This is a genomic window from Nocardia otitidiscaviarum (genome assembly GCF_007362295.1).
Classification (GTDB): Bacteria; Actinomycetota; Actinomycetes; order Mycobacteriales; family Mycobacteriaceae; genus Nocardia; species Nocardia otitidiscaviarum.
This window is the reverse complement of the sequence record NZ_CP041695.1, coordinates 4560362-4579197: the sequence shown is the minus strand read 5'-3', so window position 1 is coordinate 4579197 and position 18836 is coordinate 4560362. Positions and strand designations below refer to the sequence as shown.

General features: G+C 69.9%; 17 protein-coding genes. 13 read left to right on the top strand and 4 right to left on the bottom strand.

The window, feature by feature from the left end; translation table 11 throughout:
* The first annotated feature begins 44 nt into the window (after positions 1-44).
* From npt to FOH10_RS20415, 7 genes are all read left to right on the top strand, one after another.
* Positions 45-719: a 4'-phosphopantetheinyl transferase Npt gene (gene npt, locus FOH10_RS20445; RefSeq protein WP_143981950.1), complete on the top strand. Its 675-nt coding sequence runs from the start codon at positions 45-47 to the stop codon at positions 717-719.
* 6 nt (positions 720-725) lie between these two features.
* Positions 726-1661, top strand: coding sequence for a tRNA pseudouridine(55) synthase TruB (truB, locus tag FOH10_RS20440; protein ID WP_143981949.1), 936 nt, complete (start codon positions 726-728; stop codon positions 1659-1661).
* 212 nt (positions 1662-1873) lie between these two features.
* Positions 1874-3040, top strand: a complete 1167-nt coding sequence (locus FOH10_RS20435; protein WP_228815021.1) for a glycosyltransferase family 4 protein — start codon at positions 1874-1876, stop codon at positions 3038-3040.
* Entirely contained in the window at positions 3037-5181 is a 2145-nt protein-coding gene (locus FOH10_RS20430; RefSeq protein ID WP_143981947.1) for an amylo-alpha-1,6-glucosidase, read from the top strand. Before FOH10_RS20435 ends, FOH10_RS20430 begins: the two co-directional genes overlap by 4 nt.
* Before the next feature lie 63 nt (positions 5182-5244).
* Complete coding sequence (locus FOH10_RS20425) at positions 5245-6069, top strand: hypothetical protein (protein WP_244961300.1); 825 nt, start codon at positions 5245-5247, stop codon at positions 6067-6069.
* 105 nt (positions 6070-6174) lie between these two features.
* Positions 6175-7071, top strand: coding sequence for a LysR substrate-binding domain-containing protein (locus FOH10_RS20420; RefSeq protein WP_143981946.1), 897 nt, complete (start codon positions 6175-6177; stop codon positions 7069-7071).
* A 68-nt stretch (positions 7072-7139) separates the two neighbouring features.
* Entirely contained in the window at positions 7140-8078 is a 939-nt protein-coding gene (locus tag FOH10_RS20415; RefSeq protein ID WP_221937849.1) for an SDR family oxidoreductase, read from the top strand.
* Between the two features lie 13 nt (positions 8079-8091).
* Here the strand turns inward: FOH10_RS20415 and FOH10_RS20410 are convergent, their stop codons facing one another.
* A complete protein-coding gene (locus FOH10_RS20410; protein ID WP_081872230.1) occupies positions 8092-8877 on the bottom strand; it encodes a metal-dependent transcriptional regulator in 786 nt (261 codons plus the stop codon).
* A 188-nt stretch (positions 8878-9065) separates the two neighbouring features.
* On the opposite strand from FOH10_RS20410, the gene FOH10_RS20405 reads away from it, so the two are divergent.
* The 5 genes from FOH10_RS20405 to FOH10_RS20385 all read left to right on the top strand — a co-directional run bounded on the left by FOH10_RS20405 (position 9066) and on the right by FOH10_RS20385 (position 16324).
* The gene (locus FOH10_RS20405) at positions 9066-10001 is read left to right on the top strand and encodes a bifunctional riboflavin kinase/FAD synthetase (protein WP_143981945.1); all 936 of its coding nucleotides are present in this window, start codon (positions 9066-9068) and stop codon (positions 9999-10001) included.
* A 105-nt stretch (positions 10002-10106) separates the two neighbouring features.
* Positions 10107-10376 (top strand): 30S ribosomal protein S15, encoded by a 270-nt coding sequence (gene rpsO / locus FOH10_RS20400; RefSeq protein WP_029928108.1) that lies wholly within the window; start codon positions 10107-10109, stop codon positions 10374-10376.
* Positions 10377-10747: 371 nt separating this feature from the next.
* On the top strand, positions 10748-12997 hold the full coding sequence (locus FOH10_RS20395) for a polyribonucleotide nucleotidyltransferase (protein WP_029928110.1): 2250 nt from the start codon (positions 10748-10750) through the stop codon (positions 12995-12997).
* Between the two features lie 127 nt (positions 12998-13124).
* Positions 13125-14492: a M16 family metallopeptidase gene (locus FOH10_RS20390; protein WP_143981944.1), complete on the top strand. Its 1368-nt coding sequence runs from the start codon at positions 13125-13127 to the stop codon at positions 14490-14492.
* Positions 14493-14626: 134 nt separating this feature from the next.
* Positions 14627-16324, top strand: coding sequence for a tetratricopeptide repeat protein (locus tag FOH10_RS20385; RefSeq protein WP_143981943.1), 1698 nt, complete (start codon positions 14627-14629; stop codon positions 16322-16324).
* Positions 16325-16620: 296 nt separating this feature from the next.
* Here FOH10_RS20385 and FOH10_RS20380 read toward each other — a convergent pair whose 3' ends face one another.
* On the bottom strand, positions 16621-17430 hold the full coding sequence (locus tag FOH10_RS20380) for an MBL fold metallo-hydrolase (protein WP_143981942.1): 810 nt from the start codon (positions 17428-17430) through the stop codon (positions 16621-16623).
* Between the two features lie 46 nt (positions 17431-17476).
* Between FOH10_RS20380 and FOH10_RS20375 the strand changes: the two genes are divergently transcribed.
* Positions 17477-17905 carry a MerR family transcriptional regulator gene (locus FOH10_RS20375; protein ID WP_143981941.1) on the top strand — a complete coding sequence of 143 codons (429 nt, stop codon included), beginning with the start codon at positions 17477-17479 and terminating at the stop codon, positions 17903-17905.
* Here the strand turns inward: FOH10_RS20375 and FOH10_RS20370 are convergent.
* Positions 17902-18411: a GNAT family N-acetyltransferase gene (locus tag FOH10_RS20370; RefSeq protein ID WP_143981940.1), complete on the bottom strand. Its 510-nt coding sequence runs from the start codon at positions 18409-18411 to the stop codon at positions 17902-17904. The genes FOH10_RS20375 and FOH10_RS20370 overlap by 4 nt on opposite strands.
* 59 nt (positions 18412-18470) lie before the next feature.
* Positions 18471-18797: an ArsR/SmtB family transcription factor gene (locus FOH10_RS20365; RefSeq protein ID WP_029928120.1), complete on the bottom strand. Its 327-nt coding sequence runs from the start codon at positions 18795-18797 to the stop codon at positions 18471-18473.
* Positions 18798-18836: the final 39 nt, after the last annotated feature.

The following is an 18836-nucleotide window of genomic DNA, read 5'->3' as shown; positions in this document are numbered from 1 at the left end:
CGGTCATCGAACAGCGGGCAGCAGCGACCGAGGGGTCGGCGCGTTTGATCGGCAGAATTCTGCCCACCGGGGTCGCCGCGGCCGAACTGCTGGCGTACCCGCCGGAGTTGAAGGCGCACCCCGGCGAGGAGCATCTCATCGCCAAGGCGGTGGAGAAGCGGCGGCGCGATTTCATCGGCGCCCGCCACTGCGCCCGCCAAGCCCTGGCCGCACTCGGCGAACCCGCCGTCGCCATCGGCAAGGGGGAGATGGGCGCGCCCGTCTGGCCGCGCGGCGTCGTCGGCAGCCTCACCCACTGCGACGGCTACCGCGCCGCGGCGCTCGCGCACAAACTGCGCTTCCGCTCGGTCGGCATCGACGCCGAACCGCACGGCGCACTGCCCGACGGCGTCCTGGACTCGGTCAGCCTGCCCGCGGAACGCTCCTGGCTGGCCGCCGCGCTGCCCGGCACGGACCTGCACCTGGACCGCCTGCTGTTCTGCGCCAAGGAGGCCACCTACAAGGTCTGGTACCCGCTCACCGCGCGCTGGCTGGGCTTCGAGGACGCACACATCACGTTCACCGTGGACGAGGAGTCCGACGGCGGCGGGGCGGGCACCTTCCGCAGTGAACTGCTGGTCCCCGGCCACACCACCGACGGCGGATCGCCGCTGACCTCGTTCGACGGCCGCTGGCTCATCGCCGACGGCCTCATCCTGACCGCGATCGTGGAGGGCTGAGACCGTATGGGTGAGAAGCGAACCCCGGTCGTGGACGCGCTCGGCGGCCTGCTGATCGTGGACAAGGACGGCGGCTGGACCAGTCACGACGTGGTCGCCAAGGCCCGACGGCTGCTGCGCACCAAGAAGGTCGGGCACGCGGGCACCCTCGACCCGATGGCCACCGGGGTGCTGGTGCTCGGCGTGGAGCGGGCCACCAAGATGCTGGGCCTGCTCACCCTGACCACCAAGGCGTACACCGCCACCATCCGGCTCGGGCAGTCCACCGTCACCGACGACGCCGAGGGCGAGGTCACCGCGACCACCGCCGCCGGACATCTCACCGATGCCGAAATCGCCTCCGGCGTGGCGGCATTGACCGGCGACATCCAGCAGGTGCCCGCCACCGTGAGTGCCATCAAGGTCAATGGCGAACGCGCCTACGCCCGCGCCCGCGCGGGGGAGGACGTCCAGTTGGCCGCGCGTCCGGTCACCGTCAGCCGGTTCGACGTGCTGGCGCGCCGGGAGGTCGACGGCGAGGACGGGCGGTTCGTGGACCTGGACGTCGAGGTCGAATGCTCCTCGGGCACCTATGTGCGGGCGCTGGCTCGCGATCTCGGCGCGCGGCTGGGCGTGGGTGGGCATCTGACCGCGCTGCGCCGCACCCGCGTCGGGCCGTTCACCCTCGAACACGCGCGCACCCTGGCGGAATTGACCGCGGCGGCCGAGGCGGCGGAGCCGTTGCTGAGCCTGGATGTCGATGCCGTCGCCCGGACCGCGTTCGCGGTGCGTGCGATCGACGAACGGCAGGCCGAGGATCTGCGCAATGGCCGCTGGCTCGAACCGGTCGGTCTCTCAGGTGTTTACGCCGCCATCGACCCCTCCGGTCGGGCCATCGCCCTGCTTCAGGAAAGCGGCAAACGCGCCTCTTCGGTCATGGTCGTGCGACCGGCTAACCTTTGAATCCGGCCCGCCACCTCGTAGAGGTTTGAGTTCCGCGCATTGGTGGAATGTGCTACGCGGAGTCATTCACCTCAATGAGGAGGCTTGGAATGAGTTTCGAGGAGCCGGAATCCGACGAGGATTATCCCGCCACCATTTTCGATTTCGTACGTTCGGCCAGGGCGGTTTCGCCCGGTTCGGGCACCGGCCCGGACAGGCCGTTGAATATCGTCATGGTGGCTCCGCCGTATTTCGATATCCCACCGGCAGGGTATGGCGGCGTAGAGGCGATAGTGGCGACACTGGCCGATGAACTCGTGGATCGTGGACATCGAGTGACCCTCATCGGCGCAGGTCGGCCAGGTACCAAGGCTCGATTCATCCCGGTTTGGAATGAAATTCAGGCGCATCGGCTCGGCGAGCCGTATCCTGAGATCGTGCATGCCATGAAGGCTTTACGCGTCATCATGGAATTGAACGGAGAAGACTCCGTCGATATCGTGCACGACCACACTTTCGCCGGTCCGCTGAACGCCGCGGCGTATCGCACGCTCGGTATTCCGACGGTGGTCACCGTGCACGGTCCGGTCGACCCGGACATGCACGAGTACTATCGGTCCTTTGACCAGGACGTGCAGTTGGTCGCCATCAGCGACCGGCAGCGCGAATTGGTGCCGGATCTGAATTGGATTGCCCGCGTACACAATGCGATTCGGCCGGAAGAATGGCCGTTCCGCACCGAGAAGCAGGATTACGCGCTGTTCCTCGGCCGGTACGCGCCGTACAAGGGACCGCATCTGGCGCTCGATGCCGCACACGCGGCCGGACTGCGCCTGGTGCTGGCGGGCAAGTGCAACGAGCCGCCCGAGAAGAAGTATTTCGAGGAGGCCGTCCGACCACTGCTCGCCGACGGCGACGACGTCTTCGGTGAGGCGGACGCGGTCGCCAAGCGACATCTGCTGGCGGGCGCGCGCTGCCTGCTCTTCCCGATCCGCTGGGAGGAGCCCTTCGGCATCGTCATGATCGAGGCCATGGTGTGCGGCACCCCCGTCATCGCGCTGCGCGGCGGCGCGGTCGACGAGGTGATCGAACACGGTGTCACCGGCTTCATCTGCGACGATCCGGAGCAGCTGCCCGAATTCATCGCGCGGGCCGACGAAATCGACCCCTACGCCTGCCGGGAGCGGGTGGAGCGGCTGTTCGCCTCCGACCGGCTCGCGTCCGGCTACGAGACGGCCTACCGCCGTGCCGTGGCCGCACGGGTCGCGGCTGAGCGGGTCGCGGCCGGGCGTCGGGTCGAGGCCGAAGCCGTGCCGATCCTGGTACCCGAGCAGCGGTTGGCGACCCCGACCGTGCTGGGTACGGCGGCGGTCAGCGGGGCGGTGCGCAGCCCGCAATGAGTATCTTCAACGCCGGTCAGCCCCCGATCGCCGATGGTCACGGCGGTATCGTGACCATGGTCGAGGCGAGCACCTTCTGTCTGTCGGACCAACTCGGCGATATCCACGCGGGCACTTCGCAGGGCCTGTTCTACCGGGACGCCCGCGTCCTGGCCCGCTGGGAGCTCCGGCTCGACGGCCATGCCCCGGAACAGCTTTCGGTCATGATGCCGGAAGCGTTCCGGGCACGGTTCGTCGCGCGGAAACAGCCGCGGCCCGGCGTGGCCGACGCCACCGTGCTGGTACTGCGCAAGCGGATGATCGGTGACGGCATGCGCGAAAAGATCGTGGTGCACAACCTCGGCGACGAGGACACCGCCATGACCATCACGCTCACCGCCGACTCCGATTTCGCGGATCTGTTCGCGGTCAAGGCGGGGCGGGTCGATGGCGGCGGATGTGAACTCAACATCTCCGACAGCGCCCTGCACCTCACCGATCGCAAGGACTCCGGTCGTGGTCTCACGGTGACCGCGACCGGGGACCCGGTCGTCCAGCTCGGCACCATGAGCTGGCGGATCGTCGTACCCCGCCGCGGCACCTGGCAGACGGTGGTGCTGTGCCAGCCGATCCTGGAACACCGCGCGGTGCCGATGAACCTCACCGCGGACGACGAGGACAGCCCCACCAACAAGATTCGCCAGTGGCGGGCCACCGCCACCCGGCTCACCACCGGTGACGTCGGCCTGACCGCCGTCCTGCAGCGCACCGAGAGCGATCTCGGCGCGCTGCGGATGGACGATCCGGCCGACGGCACCGCGTACGTGGCGGCGGGCGCGCCGTGGTTCATGGCGCTGTTCGGCCGCGACAGTCTGCTCACCTCCTGGATGGCCTTGCTGCTGGACTCCGACCTGGCGCTGGGCACCCTGCGTCAGCTCGCGAAACTGCAAGGCACCCAGGTGGATCCGGTCACCGAGGAGGAGCCCGGCCGCATCATGCACGAGATGCGGCACGGGCCCGGCGGCGACCAGGTGCTCGGCGGCACCGTGTACTTCGGCACCGCCGACGCCACCCCGCTGTTCGTCATGCTGCTCGCCGAATGCTGGCGCTGGGGCGTGGAGGAGTCCGCCATCCGCGAACTGCTGCCCGCCGCCGACGCCGCCCTGGAATGGATCGACCGCTTCGGCGACAGCGACGGCGACGGATTCGTCGAGTACCGCCGCAAAACCGATCGGGGCCTGGCCAATCAGGGCTGGAAGGACAGCTGGGACTCGATCAGTTTCGCCGACGGACACCTCGCCGAGCCGCCCATCGCGCTGTGCGAGGTGCAGGCCTACACCTATGCCGCCAAGCTCGGCCGCGCCGAACTGGCCGAAGCCTTCGGCGAGAAGGGTCGGGCCGCGCGGTTGCGGGCCGAGGCCGAGAAGCTGCGCGAGCGGTTCGACGATGCGTTCTGGCTGCCCCGATCCGGTTGGTACGCCATGGCACTCGACGGCGGCAAACGTCAGGTCGACGCACTCGGCAGCAATGTGGCGCACTGTCTGTGGACCGGAATCGTGCCCGACGAACGCGCCGCGCAGCTCATCGAACATCTCGGAAACGCCGATATGGACAGCGGTTTCGGGCTGCGCACGCTGTCCTCGTCCATGCGGCGGTTCAATCCCATGGGCTACCACAATGGTTCGGTGTGGCCGCACGACACCGCCATCGCCGTCGCGGGACTGCTGCGCTACCGGCACCTGCCCGGAGCCTGGGAGCTGGCCGAGCGGCTGGCGGGCGGACTCACCGAGGCCGTCATGAGCTTCGGCGCGCGGCCGCCGGAGCTGTACTGCGGCTTCGGACGCTCCGAATTCCGTTCTCCGGTGCCCTATCCCACCTCCTGCTCCCCGCAGGCGTGGGCCAGTGCCGCACCGCTGCTGCTCATGCGCTCCTTCCTCGGGCTCACACCCAATGTGCCGCGTCGCACCCTCACCGTCACCCCGCGCCTGCCCGAGCGGGCCGGGCGGGTACGGCTGGCGGATCTGCGCCTGGGCGCGGCGACGGTGACCATCGAGGCCGAGGGAACCTCGGTCACGGTGGAAGGGCTGCCGGGGGACTGGGAACTGATCCAGGACGGGGCCGCTCCCGTCGTGCCCCAGGAAATAGGGGGTGAGCAGCGGTAATCGCTGCCGGTCCGGAGCCGATATCCCCGATGTCGGAATGATGCGACCGGAAGGTGCACGGCTATGCGAACGCGGCGAATCCTACAGGCGGTGCTGCTGGGCGGGGCGATGATGGTGGTGACGGCGTGTGAGAACGGCGCGCCGGAGCCGCCGCCCGGCACCACCGCCCCCACGGTGACGGTGACAGCGCCGTCGTCCGGCGGGCCGACAGTCGTTCCGGGCGTGACGAATCCGAGCGCGCCCGCAGCGCCGCGGACCGATTCGAAGACCACCGTCGCGCCGTCCGAGGATTCGGAGCCGCCGCGCGGCAGCGGCACGGTCGTGATCCGGACCGCCAGCCTCTCCGGTACCGCGATTCCGTATGTTCCGGTGGAACTGGCGCTGTTCCGGCCCTGTGATCCACTCGCCCACGATCTGCCGGAGGGCACACCCGAGGCCGAGCGGTGGCACGCGACCACCGGAATCGACGGGCAGGCCGCCTTCTCGGTTCCGGTGGGCTGCTACCGGTTCGGCATGAATCCACCACCCGGAACCGACCCGGTGCCCGAGGGTATGCATACGCTGTTCGTGGAGTCCGACGGCCAGACCGTGTTCGGCAGCTTGCGATTCCAGGATCCGGCGCCCGAACCCGTCTGCGCCGCACAGACCATCGTGCACGATCTCGGTGCGGGGCCGCCGTTCACCACCGCCACGCCCAGCGTGGCGTACTGTGACCGGTCCTGGGCGGTCATCGCCTGGGATATCCCGGGCGACAGTCAGCGGATGGTGCGCCGGGTGGATGGTGCGCCGTGGACCACCTACGTGTACTTCCCCAACGATGTGTGCCGGGCGCAGGCGCGGGCCGACGGGGTGCCGGTCGGACTCGAGGAGTACTTCCCCGTCTGCTGAGCGGCGGGTGGCATCCGTCACACGACCGCGCGGACCCGCTGCTTGTGGCCTCGGCCCGATTCGTCGCCGGTTCACCTCCGGTGACGGGGTGGCTAGGGTTCGGGTGTGGTGGAGTTGCGGCAGTTACGGTATTTCGTCGCCGTGGCGGAGGAGTTGCATTTTCGGCGGGCGGCGGAGCGGTTGTTCATCTCGACGCCGACGCTGAGCCAGCAGATCCGGGCCATCGAGCGCGAGGTCGGCGGGCTGCTGCTGGTGCGCGGGCCGCAGGGGGTCGAGCTCACCGCCGCCGGGGAGGTGCTGTTGGCCTCGGCGCGCGAGGTACTGGCGGCGGCCGACGGGGCGGTGCGCCGCACCCGCGCGGCCGTGCGGGCGGACGCGGCCTTCCGGCTCGGCGTGGTCAACGGTGCGCCGTTCGGACTGTCGGCTCGCATGGAAGCGCTGCTGCGCGCCCACAAACCCGGCCTGCGAGTGGCATTGACCACGGGGACCTCCGCCGAACAGGTGCGCCTGGTCGATCAGGACGAGGTGGATCTGGCGGTACTGCGCGGCCCGGCGTCGCTGCCCCCGCACCTCACCCAGGCGGACGTCATCGAGGAGGAACTCGGCGTGCTCATGTCCGCCGCGCATCCCCTCACCGCCCACGACGCCATCGACCCCACCGCCCTGTCCGGCCTGGAACTGATCCTGTTCGCCCGCGCCTCCGCTCCCGAACTGCACGACGACCTGCTGCGCCAACTGCGCGAGCGCGGCGCGGACGTGGTGCTCAGCGACAGCGCCCTCAGCCACGCCCAAATGCTGTGCCTGCTCCCACTGCGCCCCGACGCCATCGGCCTCGGCTCCGGCCGCACCGCCGGAACCCCCGGATTGGCCTGGCGCCCATTGCGTTCCGGCCCCCTGCGCATCACCTACCTCGCCGCCTGGCGCACCGCCACCCGCGACCCCCTGGTCCGTGAGATAGCCGACATCCTCACCACCGGCCCCCTCCCGGACCGGCCCCATTAGCCCACCCCTCACACGCCTTCGCCCCCACGACATGGACCCCCACCGCCACCCCTGGTCGGCTGGAATCCATGACAGCGAACAAGAACCCCTCGACCGGTATCCCGACACCCACCTCCGCGTCGGCCCATGACATCGCCACCAGCGGGCAGGCGACCGCTGCGGCGGAGCAGGCTGTGCCGAGCTGGGACGATATCGGGCGGGCGGTGGTGATCGGTGGTGGGTCCGGGATGGGGCGCGCCATTGCCGCGGCTCTGGTCGCGGCGGGGAGCAGGGTGACCATTGTCGGCCGCTCGGAGGAGCGGCTCGCGCGGGCCGTGCGGGAATTGCGCTCGGCCGCGGTCGGTGCCGCGGCTTCGCCCGATGCCGATGCCGATGCCGCGTCCGGTCGCACGGTGGTTCACTCCGCTGCTGCGGTGCCCGCCGGGCCGACAACCGGTGGCGGCGAGGTGGATTGGATGGTCGCCGATATCGGGGACGAGGTGCGGGCGGCGCGGTTGTTCGAGCGGATCGGCCCGGTCGATCATGTGATCAGCACGGCCGCGGATGTGGGTGGGGCGTACGGGCCGATCGGGGAGTTCGACTTCGCGGCGGGGCGTGGTTTTCTCGATACCAAGTTGATCGGGTCCATGCTGGTGGCGAAGTACGCCCGGGTGCGGGCCGGGGGTTCGCTCACCTTCACCTCCGGGATCGCGGCCTACCGCCCGGCGGCCGGGGGAGCCATGGTGGCGGCGGTGAACGGGGCGCTGGAGTCGCTGGCCTACGCGCTGGCCGTGGAGTTGGGGCCGACCCGGGTGAACGTGGTGTCGCCGGGGTGGGTGCGGACCTCGATCTGGGATCGGCTCGGCTGGCCCGACAGGGAGGAGCGGCTGGCCGCCATGGCGGGGCGGCTGCCCGCCGGACGCCTCGGCACACCGGAGGACATCGCGGCGGCCGTGCTCTCGCTGCTGCGCAACCCGTTCGTGACCGGTACGGTCCTGCACGTCGACGGCGGGCACCGGCTGGTCTGAACCCGCCGGGGGACTAGGCCGTCAGCCAGATGGCCTCGGCGGCGATACCGCCCAGGTCGATGGTGCGGTCGTCCACGCGAATGGCGATGGTGCCCGCGAAGTCCCGCCGCTCCACCACCGCGATCGGGGTGTCCAGCGCGATGCCGAGCGAATCGAAGTAGCGCAGCATGGCCGGATCGGAATCGGAGATCCGCGCGACCCGCCCGGATTCGCCGTCGTGGAAATCGGAGAGCTGCCGGGCCGGGGGCGTGGGCACCGCGCCGTCCGCCGAGGGAATCGGATCGCCGTGCGGATCGCGGTCCGGATGCCCCAGCTTGGCGTCGATGCGCGCCATGAGGGTCTCCGAGACCGCGTGCTCGAGCACCTCCGCCTCGTCGTGCACCTCGTCCCACCCGTAGCCGAGTTCCTGCACCAGAAAGGTCTCGATGAGCCGGTGTCGCCGCACCATGGCGACGGCCGCCCGGCGGCCCTCCTCGGTCAGCGTGATGGCCCCGTAGCGGGCGTGCTCGACCAGCCCCTGGTCGGCGAGCTTGCGCACGGCCTCCGACACCGTCGAGGCCGACACCCCGATCCGCTCGGCCAACAGCTTGGTCGACACCTTCTCCTGCGACCACTCCTGCGCGGTCCAGATCACCTTCAGATAGTCCTGCGCGACCGACGACAGCACCGGTGCGACACTCGTGCTCGAACTCACCGCGGCGGTGGCGACATCTCCGAGGGGTGCGGATGCGGACGGATCGGCCAGCTCGCGGCGCGTGGCGATGTCTCGTTTTCCTGGCACGTCCCCGAGCTTAGGCATACCTCGCCCGGTTTCCCACATCGGCGCGCCTGCTGGTCGAGCCGGTGCGCGACTGTTCGAACGGTGTGGTGACGGGTGGTGGCGCGCACCCGGCGCGGGGGTGAATCGGGGGTGGCGGGGGTCGGTCCGGCGGTGAACATCACCACGGCCGAATATTGTCTGTGACGCGCTTTCCGTAAGCTGCGCTTGTGCAGAGATGGCGAAGTCTCGATGAGATGCCCGCGGAGTGGGGCCGGTGCGTGCTCACGATCGGGGTGTTCGACGGCGTGCACCGGGGTCACGCTCAGCTCATCAGCCGCGCGGTGAAATCCGCTGCGGCACGGGGCGTTCCCGCGGTGCTCATGACCTTCGACCCGCATCCGCTCGAGGTGGTGCGGCCCGGCTCGCATCCCGCGCAGCTGACCACGCTGGACCGCCGCGCCGAACTGGTGGCCGAACTCGGCATCGACGTCATGGTGGTGATGCCGTTCACCCAGGAGTTCATGAAGCTGACCCCCGAGCGCTACGTGCAGGAGCTGCTCGTGGACAAGCTGCAGGTGGCCGAGGTGGTGGTGGGCGACAACTTCACCTTCGGCAAGCAGGCCGCGGGCACCGTGGACACCATGCGCGAGCTGGGCGGCCGCTACGGCTTCGACACCGACGGGGTGCAGTTGCTCGGCGAGCACGCGGTGACCTTCTCCTCCACCTACATCCGCTCCTGCGTGGTCGCCGGTGACATGGCCGCCGCCGCGGAGGCGCTGGGCCGCCCGCATCGGGTGGAGGGCATCGTGGTGCGCGGGGACGGGCGCGGCAAGGGCCTCGGTTTCCCGACCGCCAATGTGGCCCCGCACCTGCATGCCGCCGTCCCCGCCGACGGCGTGTACGCGGGCTGGTTCACCGTGCTGGACTCCGGCGATCCGGTTCGGCGCATGGCCGCCGTCTCGGTGGGCACCAACCCCACCTTCGACGGTCGCAACCGCACCGTGGAACCGCACGTGCTGGACTTCGACGGCGACCTCTACGGCAAGCGGGTGGCGGTGGACTTCGTCGAACAGCTGCGCGGAATGCGCAAGTTCGACTCCATCGACGAACTGGTGGAGGCCATCGGCCGCGATGTGAAACAGGCCCGCGAAATCCTCGCCTGACGGTTCGTGTACTCTGGTCCGCTGGGTTTGCTGCGGTCCGCGGCGGCACCCACCCAGGGCGACCTGGCACTTCGAGCGCGGACTGGAAATTACAGGAGAAATTCTGTGGCTCTGACCACCGAGCAGAAGAAGGCGATCCTCGCCGAGTACGGCGTCCACGAGAAGGACACCGGTTCCCCGGAGGCGCAGATCGCGCTGCTGTCGAAGCGGATCGCCGACATCACCGAGCACCTCAAGAAGCACAAGCACGACCACCACACCCGCCACGGTCTGATGGCGCTCATCGGTCGTCGCAAGCGTCTCTCGAAGTACCTGCAGGACAAGGACATCGAGCGCTACCGTGCCCTGATCGAGCGGCTCGGCCTGCGTCGCTGATCATCGCGACACAACTCCGGGTTCCCGGAGCCTGTTGACGAAGCAGCCAACGGGGAGGCTTAGAATCTCCTCGTTGGCTATTCGTGCATGCGGCCAGTGGTGCATGCACGACCAACGCACAGCCGTATGCACCCGTCGCGTGGCGTCGGTCTTCGGTAGTGGCTTTTCGGTGCGCCGCACTCGCGCGGCCCGGAGGGCTTCGATCGATGACCGCCTCCGCGTCGCTGTATCCAAGGGGATATCGGCACGGGTGTGCGCGCTGCCGCCAGGAGGGCTGTGGCGTGTCCACGCCGGGTACGGCTGACGATGCCGGATCGCGCGCTGACCTAGCGCACGCGGGTCCGGCGAGACGAGAGGTTGAGAGAAGAACAATGACAGAGACTGTGACGACCGGTTCCGCCGCCGAGGTCGAGCCCGGCGTTTTCGAATCCGTAGCGCTCATCGACAACGGTGACCTCGGAACCCGCACCATCCGCTTCGAGACCGGCCGCCTGGCCAAGCAGGCCGCCGGCTCCGTCGTCGCCTACCTGGACGACGAGACCATGCTGCTGTCGGCCACCACCGCGGGCAAGCAGCCCAAGGACCAGTTCGACTTCTTCCCGCTGACGGTCGACGTCGAGGAGCGGATGTACGCCGCGGGCCGCATCCCCGGCTCGTTCTTCCGCCGTGAGGGCCGTCCCTCCACCGACGCCATCCTGACCTGCCGCCTGATCGACCGCCCGCTGCGCCCGTCCTTCGTCGACGGTCTGCGCAACGAGATCCAGGTCGTGGTGACCGTCATGTCGCTGGATCCCAAGGATCTGTACGACGTGGTCGCCATCAATGCCGCGTCGGCGTCCACCCAGCTCGCCGGTCTGCCGTTCTCCGGCCCGGTCGGCGGCGTGCGGGTGGCGCTCATCGACGGGCAGTGGGTCGCCTTCCCGACCGTGGAGCAGCTCGAGGACGCCGTCTTCGACATGGTGGTCGCCGGTCGCGTGGTCGACGGTGACGTCGCCATCATGATGGTCGAGGCCGAGGCCACCGAGAAGGTCATCGAACTGGTCGCCGGTGGCGCGCAGGCGCCCACCGAGGCCGTGGTGGCCCAGGGCCTGGAGGCCGCCAAGCCGTTCATCGCCCGCCTGTGCAAGGCGCAGCAGGATCTGGCCACCCTGGCCGCCAAGGAGACCGAGGAGTTCCCGCTCTTCCTGCCCTACCAGCAGGATGTCTTCGAGGCCGTGGAGGGCACCGCCAAGCGTCCGCTGAACGAGGCGCTGTCCATCGCGGGCAAGCAGGAGCGCGAGGAGAAGATCGACGAGATCAAGCTCGAGGTGCTCTCCAGCCTGGCCGAGGATTTCGAGGGCCGCGAGAAGGAGATCGGCGCGGCGTTCCGCTCGGTCACCAAGAAGCTGGTGCGCCAGCGCATCCTGTCCGACGGCTTCCGCATCGACGGTCGCGGTCTGGCCGATATCCGTGCCCTGTCCGCCGAGGTCGCCGTGGTGCCCCGCGCGCACGGTTCGGCGCTGTTCGAGCGCGGCGAGACCCAGATCATGGGTGTCACCACCCTCGACATGGTGAAGATGGCGCAGCAGGTCGACTCGCTCGGCCCGGAGACCTCCAAGCGCTACATGCACCACTACAACTTCCCGCCGTTCTCCACCGGTGAGACCGGTCGCGTGGGTTCGCCCAAGCGCCGCGAGATCGGCCACGGCGCGCTCGCCGAGCGGGCGCTGGTGCCGGTGCTGCCCTCGCAGGAGGACTTCCCGTACGCCATCCGCCAGGTGTCGGAGGCGCTGGGCTCCAACGGCTCCACCTCCATGGGCTCGGTGTGCGCCTCCACCCTGTCGCTGCTGAACGCCGGTGTGCCGCTGAAGGCCCCGGTCGCCGGTATCGCCATGGGTCTGGTGTCGGACACGATCAAGAACGACAAGGGTGAGGACGAGGTCCGCTACGTGGCCCTCACCGACATCCTGGGCGCCGAGGATGCCTTCGGCGACATGGACTTCAAGGTCGCCGGCACCCCCGACTTCGTGACCGCCCTGCAGCTGGACACCAAGCTGGACGGCATCCCGTCGCAGGTGCTGGCCGGTGCGCTGAACCAGGCCAAGGACGCCCGCCTCACCATCCTGGACGTGATGGCCGAGGCCATCGCCACCCCGGACGAGATGAGCCCCTACGCGCCGCGCGTCACCGCCATCAAGATCCCGGTGGACAAGATCGGCGAGGTGATCGGACCCAAGGGCAAGGTCATCAACCAGATCACCGAGGACACCGGCGCCAACATCTCCATCGAGGACGACGGCACCGTGTTCGTCGGCGCGACCGACGGCCCGTCCGCGCAGGCCGCCATCGACGCCATCAACGCGATCGCCAACCCGCAGCTGCCGAAGGTCGGCGAGCGCTTCCTGGGCACGGTCGTGAAGACCACCGCCTTCGGCGCGTTCGTCTCGCTGCTGCCGGGCCGCGACGGTCTGGTGCACATCTCCAAGCTGGGCAACGGCAAGCGGGTCGCGAAGGTCGAGGACGTGGTGAACGTCGGCGACAAGATCCGCGTGGAGATCGCCGATATCGACAACCGCGGCAAGATCTCCCTGGTTCCGGTCGAGGAGGAGTCCGAGGCGGCGGCCCCGGCCGACGCGGAGTAACCTTCGGTCGTCCGTAACGCGCGGTGGCCCCTCACCCCGATAATCGGGTGAGGGGCCACCGGATTTTTCATTGCCGGGTTTCATTGCCTCGGATGCCATCGTGTGGTCAACATGCTGTGTGGGAAACATGGTTCGGAAGAAGGACACTCCACTGTCGGGTAGCAAAGCCCCTTCGTTGAGGCTCTCCACCACCGAAGCGACGCTGGCCGATACCGGTGTGCGCAAGACCGTACTGCCCGGCGGGCTGCGGGTCGTCACCGAACATGTGCCCGGGGTGCGGTCGGCCTCCATCGGTGTGTGGGTCGGCGTCGGCTCGCGCGACGAGGGGCCCACGGTGGCCGGGGCGGCGCACTTCCTCGAACATCTGCTGTTCAAGGCGACGCCGTCACGATCCGCCCTCGATATCGCGCAGGCCATGGATGCGGTCGGCGGCGAACTCAACGCGTTCACCGCCAAGGAGCAGACCTGCTACTACGCGCACGTCATCGACGAGGATCTGCCGCTGGCGGTGGATCTGGTGTCCGATGTGGTGCTGCGCGGGCTGTGCCGGGCCGAGGACGTGGCCGTCGAGCGGCAGGTGGTGCTCGAGGAGATCGCCATGCGCGACGACGATCCCGAGGACATCGTGGGCGACACCTTCCTGTCGGCGCTGTTCGGTGATCATCCCGTGGGCCGTCCGGTCATCGGATCCATCGAGACCATCGAAGCCATGCAGGCGCACCAGCTGCACTCGTTCCACCTGCGCCGCTATCGGCCGGACCGGATGGTGGTCGCGGTGGCGGGCAATGTCGAACACGAGCACACCGTCGAGCTGGTGCACCGCGCCTTCGCCGACCGGCTCGAACCCGGCCGGGAACCGGCCCCGCGCCGCGAGGGCCGATTCCGGCCGCGCGGCGCCCCCGAACTGCACCGCATGTTCCGCGACAGCGAACAGGCGCATCTGGTGTTCGGCACCCGGGCCTTCGGTCGGCACGAGGGTGAGAAGCGCTGGCCGCTGTCGGTGCTCAACACGGTGCTCGGCGGTGGACTGAGTTCGCGGCTGTTCCAGCGCATTCGCGAGGAGCGCGGGCTGGCGTACTCGGTGTATTCGAGCGTGGACACCTTCGCCGACACCGGGGCCTTCTCGGTGTATCTCGGCTGCCAGCCCGAAAACCTCGGCAAGGTGGCGGCTTTGGCGCGCGGCGTGCTCGAGGAGGTGGCCGCCGACGGCATCACCGACGCCGAATGCGCCCGCGCCAAGGGTTCGCTGCGCGGCGGCCTGGTGCTCGGTCTGGAGGACTCCGGCTCGCGCATGAACCGCATCGGCCGCAGCGAACTCAGCTACGGCAATCACCGCAGCGTCTCCGAAACCCTCGCCCGCATAGACGAAGTCACCACCGACGAGGTGTCCGCCATCGCCCGCACCCTGCTCTCCCGCCCGTTCGGGGCGGCGGTGGCGGGGCCCTACCGCCGCACCCGCGATCTGCCCGCGGCGGTGCGCCGCCTGGTCGGCTAGCCCGCCCCGAATCGGTTCGGCTACCTTCCGGCGGCCCGCGTGCGAGACTGTCGGCGGCTGTCGGCCGGGTGCCGCTGCCCGCCGGTCGCTGACAGGCTAGTCTCAGCGTCCGGAGTGTTTTGATCGGGAGAGGGATGAACGACACCTCGCAGGTGCTGGAAAGCGCGCGTGCCGCAAGTGATCTCGGACGGCTGGAAGAGGCTCGGCGGATAGTCGGGGACGCGTTGGAGGACGCACCGCACGATCCGGAACTGTTGAATTCGATGGCCGATATCGCCTATCGGCTGGACCGGGTGGACGAGGCGCTACGGATGGTCGGATTGGCCATCGCGGCCGACCCCGATCGGGTGGAGCCGCATCTGACCGCGGCGCTGGCGTTCGAGGCGTCGGCGCGGTGGGAGGAGGCGATTCGGCATGCGCGGGTTGCCGTTTCGCTCGCGCCGGAGAATCCGAACGCGCTGCTCACCGTGGCGGGGGTGATCGCGCGGAAATTCGGCCCCAGTGAAGCCGAACGTTCCGAGGCGCGCACCGCCGTGGTGCGGGCGCTGCGGATCGCGCCGACCGCCGACACCCATGCCGCGGCGGCCGAGGTGGAACTCGAGTTCTCCGACCGCATCGCGGCGGCGAAACACGTCGAGGACGGGCTCGCGCTGAACTCGCTGCACCCGGAACTGCTTGTGCTGCAAGCGCGCCTGCAGGCGTGGCGCGGGGGACCGGTGGGTGTGCTGCGCGGACTGCTCGCCTCCCGGCCGGACCATCTGCCCGCGCGGCAGACGCTGTCCGCCCGCACCTGGCGGGGACTGCTGCGGCTGGCCGAATGGGTGTGGGCCGGTGCGGGAATCGCCGCGCTGGCGTCGGTGTGGCTGCCCCCGGCGGGCCTGCTCGGCCTGCTGCCCGTGCTGCTCGCGGTGATTCCGGTGGCCTGGTTCGTGGTGTACCGGATGCTGCGGCGACAGCTGCCCGAGGGGTATCTGAAGCGGCGGATCGGCGCCCGGCCCGGAGCGCTCGCCGGACTCGCGACCCTGGTGGTGACCGCGCTCATGGCCGGGTACGGGGCCGTGCTGCTGGCCACCGGCCACGAGGCGGCCGAGGTGCACGGCGCCCAGGTGTTGCTGGTGGCCGCGGCCGTCGGCGCCGGGGTCGGCCATGTGCTGGTCTTCCTGGCGTGGTTGCGGCGCAAGGGCGGCGAGGAAGACGCGCTGGGCAGCTACCCCTACGCGGCCAAGGGTTTCCTCGGCGTGCTCGTGGGCGGCCTGATCGGCGTCGGCGCGGTCGCGGCGCTGGCCCAGTGGGCGCGGCAGCCCGACGCCGCCTGGGCGCTGGCCGCCGTGGTCAGCGCGGTGGCGTTCACCCTCGCCGTGGAAACCCTTGTCACCCTGCTGGTTCAGGCCCGCCGTCGCCGCCTGCGCCGCCTCGCGGCCATGCTGGCGGCCCTCATCGCCCCGGTGATCGTGGCGGCGGGCGCGGCCTTCTGGTGGACCGCCGGACACACCGCCACCGCCGACTACCGCGGCACCGACCCGGACCCGGTCCCGGTCACCCCGGCGGTGACCCCCGCGCCGACGACCACGACCTCGGCCACCCCGACGACGACCACCCCGGCGCCCCCGCCCGCCGAACCCGTGGCCCCACCCGCCCCCGACGCCCCACCCCCCGGCGAACCGGTCTCACCCCCGCCCGGCGAACCGGCCCCACCGCCCCCGGGCGAGCCCGTCCCGCCACCTCCCGCGGAACCGGCACCCCCGGCCCCGGAGCCCGCCCCGCCCGCGGACGTACCACCCCCACCCGCCCCCGTGGAGGGCGAGGCACCCCCACCGCCGCCCCCGGCGTAATCCACCGGCGCCCGGCCGTGCGCCCCGCTGTCGCGGCGTGCACCGGGCGCACCGCGTAGGTGCCCGCGCCCGGTTCCACCTTCGCCTTCGGCGAATGCCCTGCGCTGATGCGGCTTCGGTCACGACCGCGGCCCGATGGTTTCCTCGGTGTGCGCGGTGGCCACGTCGAACCGGCTGGATACCGAGCCGGGCTGGGTGCGAGGCCGGTGGCCGCCCGGCGTCGGTACCCGGGGTGTCGGCCTGTCCCGCCGGACTCGCGGTACCGAGTCGTTCGCACGCACGACCTCGGCCTGCTTTCACGCGCTGTGGGCCGGGGCCTGCCGGGCCTGGAGTTGCCAGGGGTCGTGGGCGTTGAAGAGGGTGACCTCCTGCGGGTGGGTGCGGACGAGTTCGCGGAGGCGGGCCTGGGTGCCCAGGCGAAGGTCGCGGTCGAATTCGGTGGACTGCTGGAGCAGGTCGAGCAGGGGGTGGGGCTGGGGTGGGAGGTCCAGTTCGCGGTGGTAGAAGAAGGCGTCGCCGCAGTGCAGGAGCCAGTGGTCGTCGTGGCGGACCGCGACGCCCGTGTGGCCGGGGGTGTGGCCGCCGAGGGGGACCAGGCGGAAGTCGGGGCTCAGCCCCTGGACGGGGGCCGAGGTGAAGCCGAACCATTCGTCGCCGGGTTCCGGGGCGTAGCTCACCCATGTCGGGCCGTGTGCCCAGTGCGCGGGGCGGTAGCGGCTGGCGGCGGATTCGGCCAGGGCCGTGGCCAATTCGGCGGCGTGGACGTGTACCCGCGCGTGCGGGAAGTCCGGCAGGCCGCCGGAGTGGTCGACGTCGAGGTGGGTGAGGATGATGTGGCCGACATCGCCGGGGGAGTAGCCGAGCCGCTCGATCTGGCGGATGGCGGTCTCCTGCTCGTCGAGCGCCGGTCGGGCGAAGTCGACCCAGTCCGGATCGAGGGTGCCCGCCGGATTCCGCACATTCTCCAGCCCGAGTCCGGTGTCGATGAGCACCAGATCGTCGGCGGTCTCCACCAGCAGGCAGTGGTTGACCGTGGGGGCGGGGGCCACGTCGTAGGTCGCTTCGATCTCGGCCATGGAGCCGCAGTTGAGGTGATGGATCTGCATGGGCGCTAGTCTGTGACTTGAAGCGCGCTTCAAGTCAAGGAGTGATATGTCCCACGCCCTGTTGGATATCGCCGAGGTCGCCGCTCGATCCGGGATGGCGGCCTCCGCCCTGCGCTACTACGAACAGCAGGGGCTCATCGCGTCGGCGGGCCGCAACGGCCTGCGCCGCACCTATGAACCGGAGGTGGTGCCCCGGCTGGCGCTCATCGCCTGCGCCCGCCGTGCCGGTTTCACCATCGCCGAGATTCAGCACTTCCTGCGCGCCACCCCCGACGACACCGCCCTGCGCGCTCAATTGGCCCGGAAGGCGCGGGAGGTCGACGAGGACATCGCCCGGCTCACCCGCATGCGCGACGGTCTGCGGCACGCGGCCGTCTGTACGCACTCCCGGCTCGTCGACTGCCCGGAATTCACGCGCACCTTCGCGCCGCCGGGCGCGAAATCACCCGGCGGCGAGCACTGTTCGAACGATTAGGCCAGCTCGCGCCGCATGGCGATGCGGGGCCAGCGGTCCAGGCCGACCTCGGCCTCGTGGGCGCGAATCTCCCGCAGTTCCGGGGTGAGTTCCGCATCGGGTATCCGGCGGAAGCCGAGCCGTTCGTAATACGGTGCGTTCCAGGGCACTTCGAGAAATGTGGTGAGACTCAGCGCGGGCAGCCCCCGCGCCCGGGCGAAGTCGGCCAATCGTTCGATCATCGTGCGCCCGATGCCGTGATGGGCGAAATCGGGGATGACCGAGACCTGGCAGATGTGTTCGGTGTCGTCCACCTGCCTGCTGACGAGGTACGCGACGGGCATGCCGTCGTCGTCCACGGTGACCCAGGCCCGGCCCGCGCGCAGGTGCGCGTCGAGGGTCTCGATGCTGGGCGGGTCGTCATCGGCGATCTCGAGCATGCCGAGGGTGCGGAAGGGCTCTCCGGCGGCGATCTCGATCTTCTGGAGTGTTGGCAGGTCCTCCGTCGTCGCGACGCGAATACGCATGAGATGACGGTAGCGCGGCCGGGGGTCCGATGGCTGCAGGGTTTATCGTCGGATCTGCACTATTTGTCGGTGGTGTCACTCGACCTGTTGGCAGCCTCGAGCACCGCCTCGAGCAGGCCGGGCAGCGCCGCGCCGATCTCGGCGGTGCGCAGCCGGACGAAGGTTTGCCCGTCCACGGATTCGCGATCGGTGAGGCCGGCCTCGCGCAGGATCTTGAAGTGGTGCGCGGCGGTCGATTTGCTGATGGAGTCGTAGAGCGCGCTGCAGCGCTGTGGTTCGCCCGCGGTGCCGAGACGGCGCACCATCTCCAGGCGAATCGGGTCCTGGAGCGCGCCGAGCACCGTGGACAGCGGCGCCACCGCGGGCTTCACATCGGTGTCGGACATGAGCTACCTCACTCGGAGACTGGTTTGACGATCATCGAA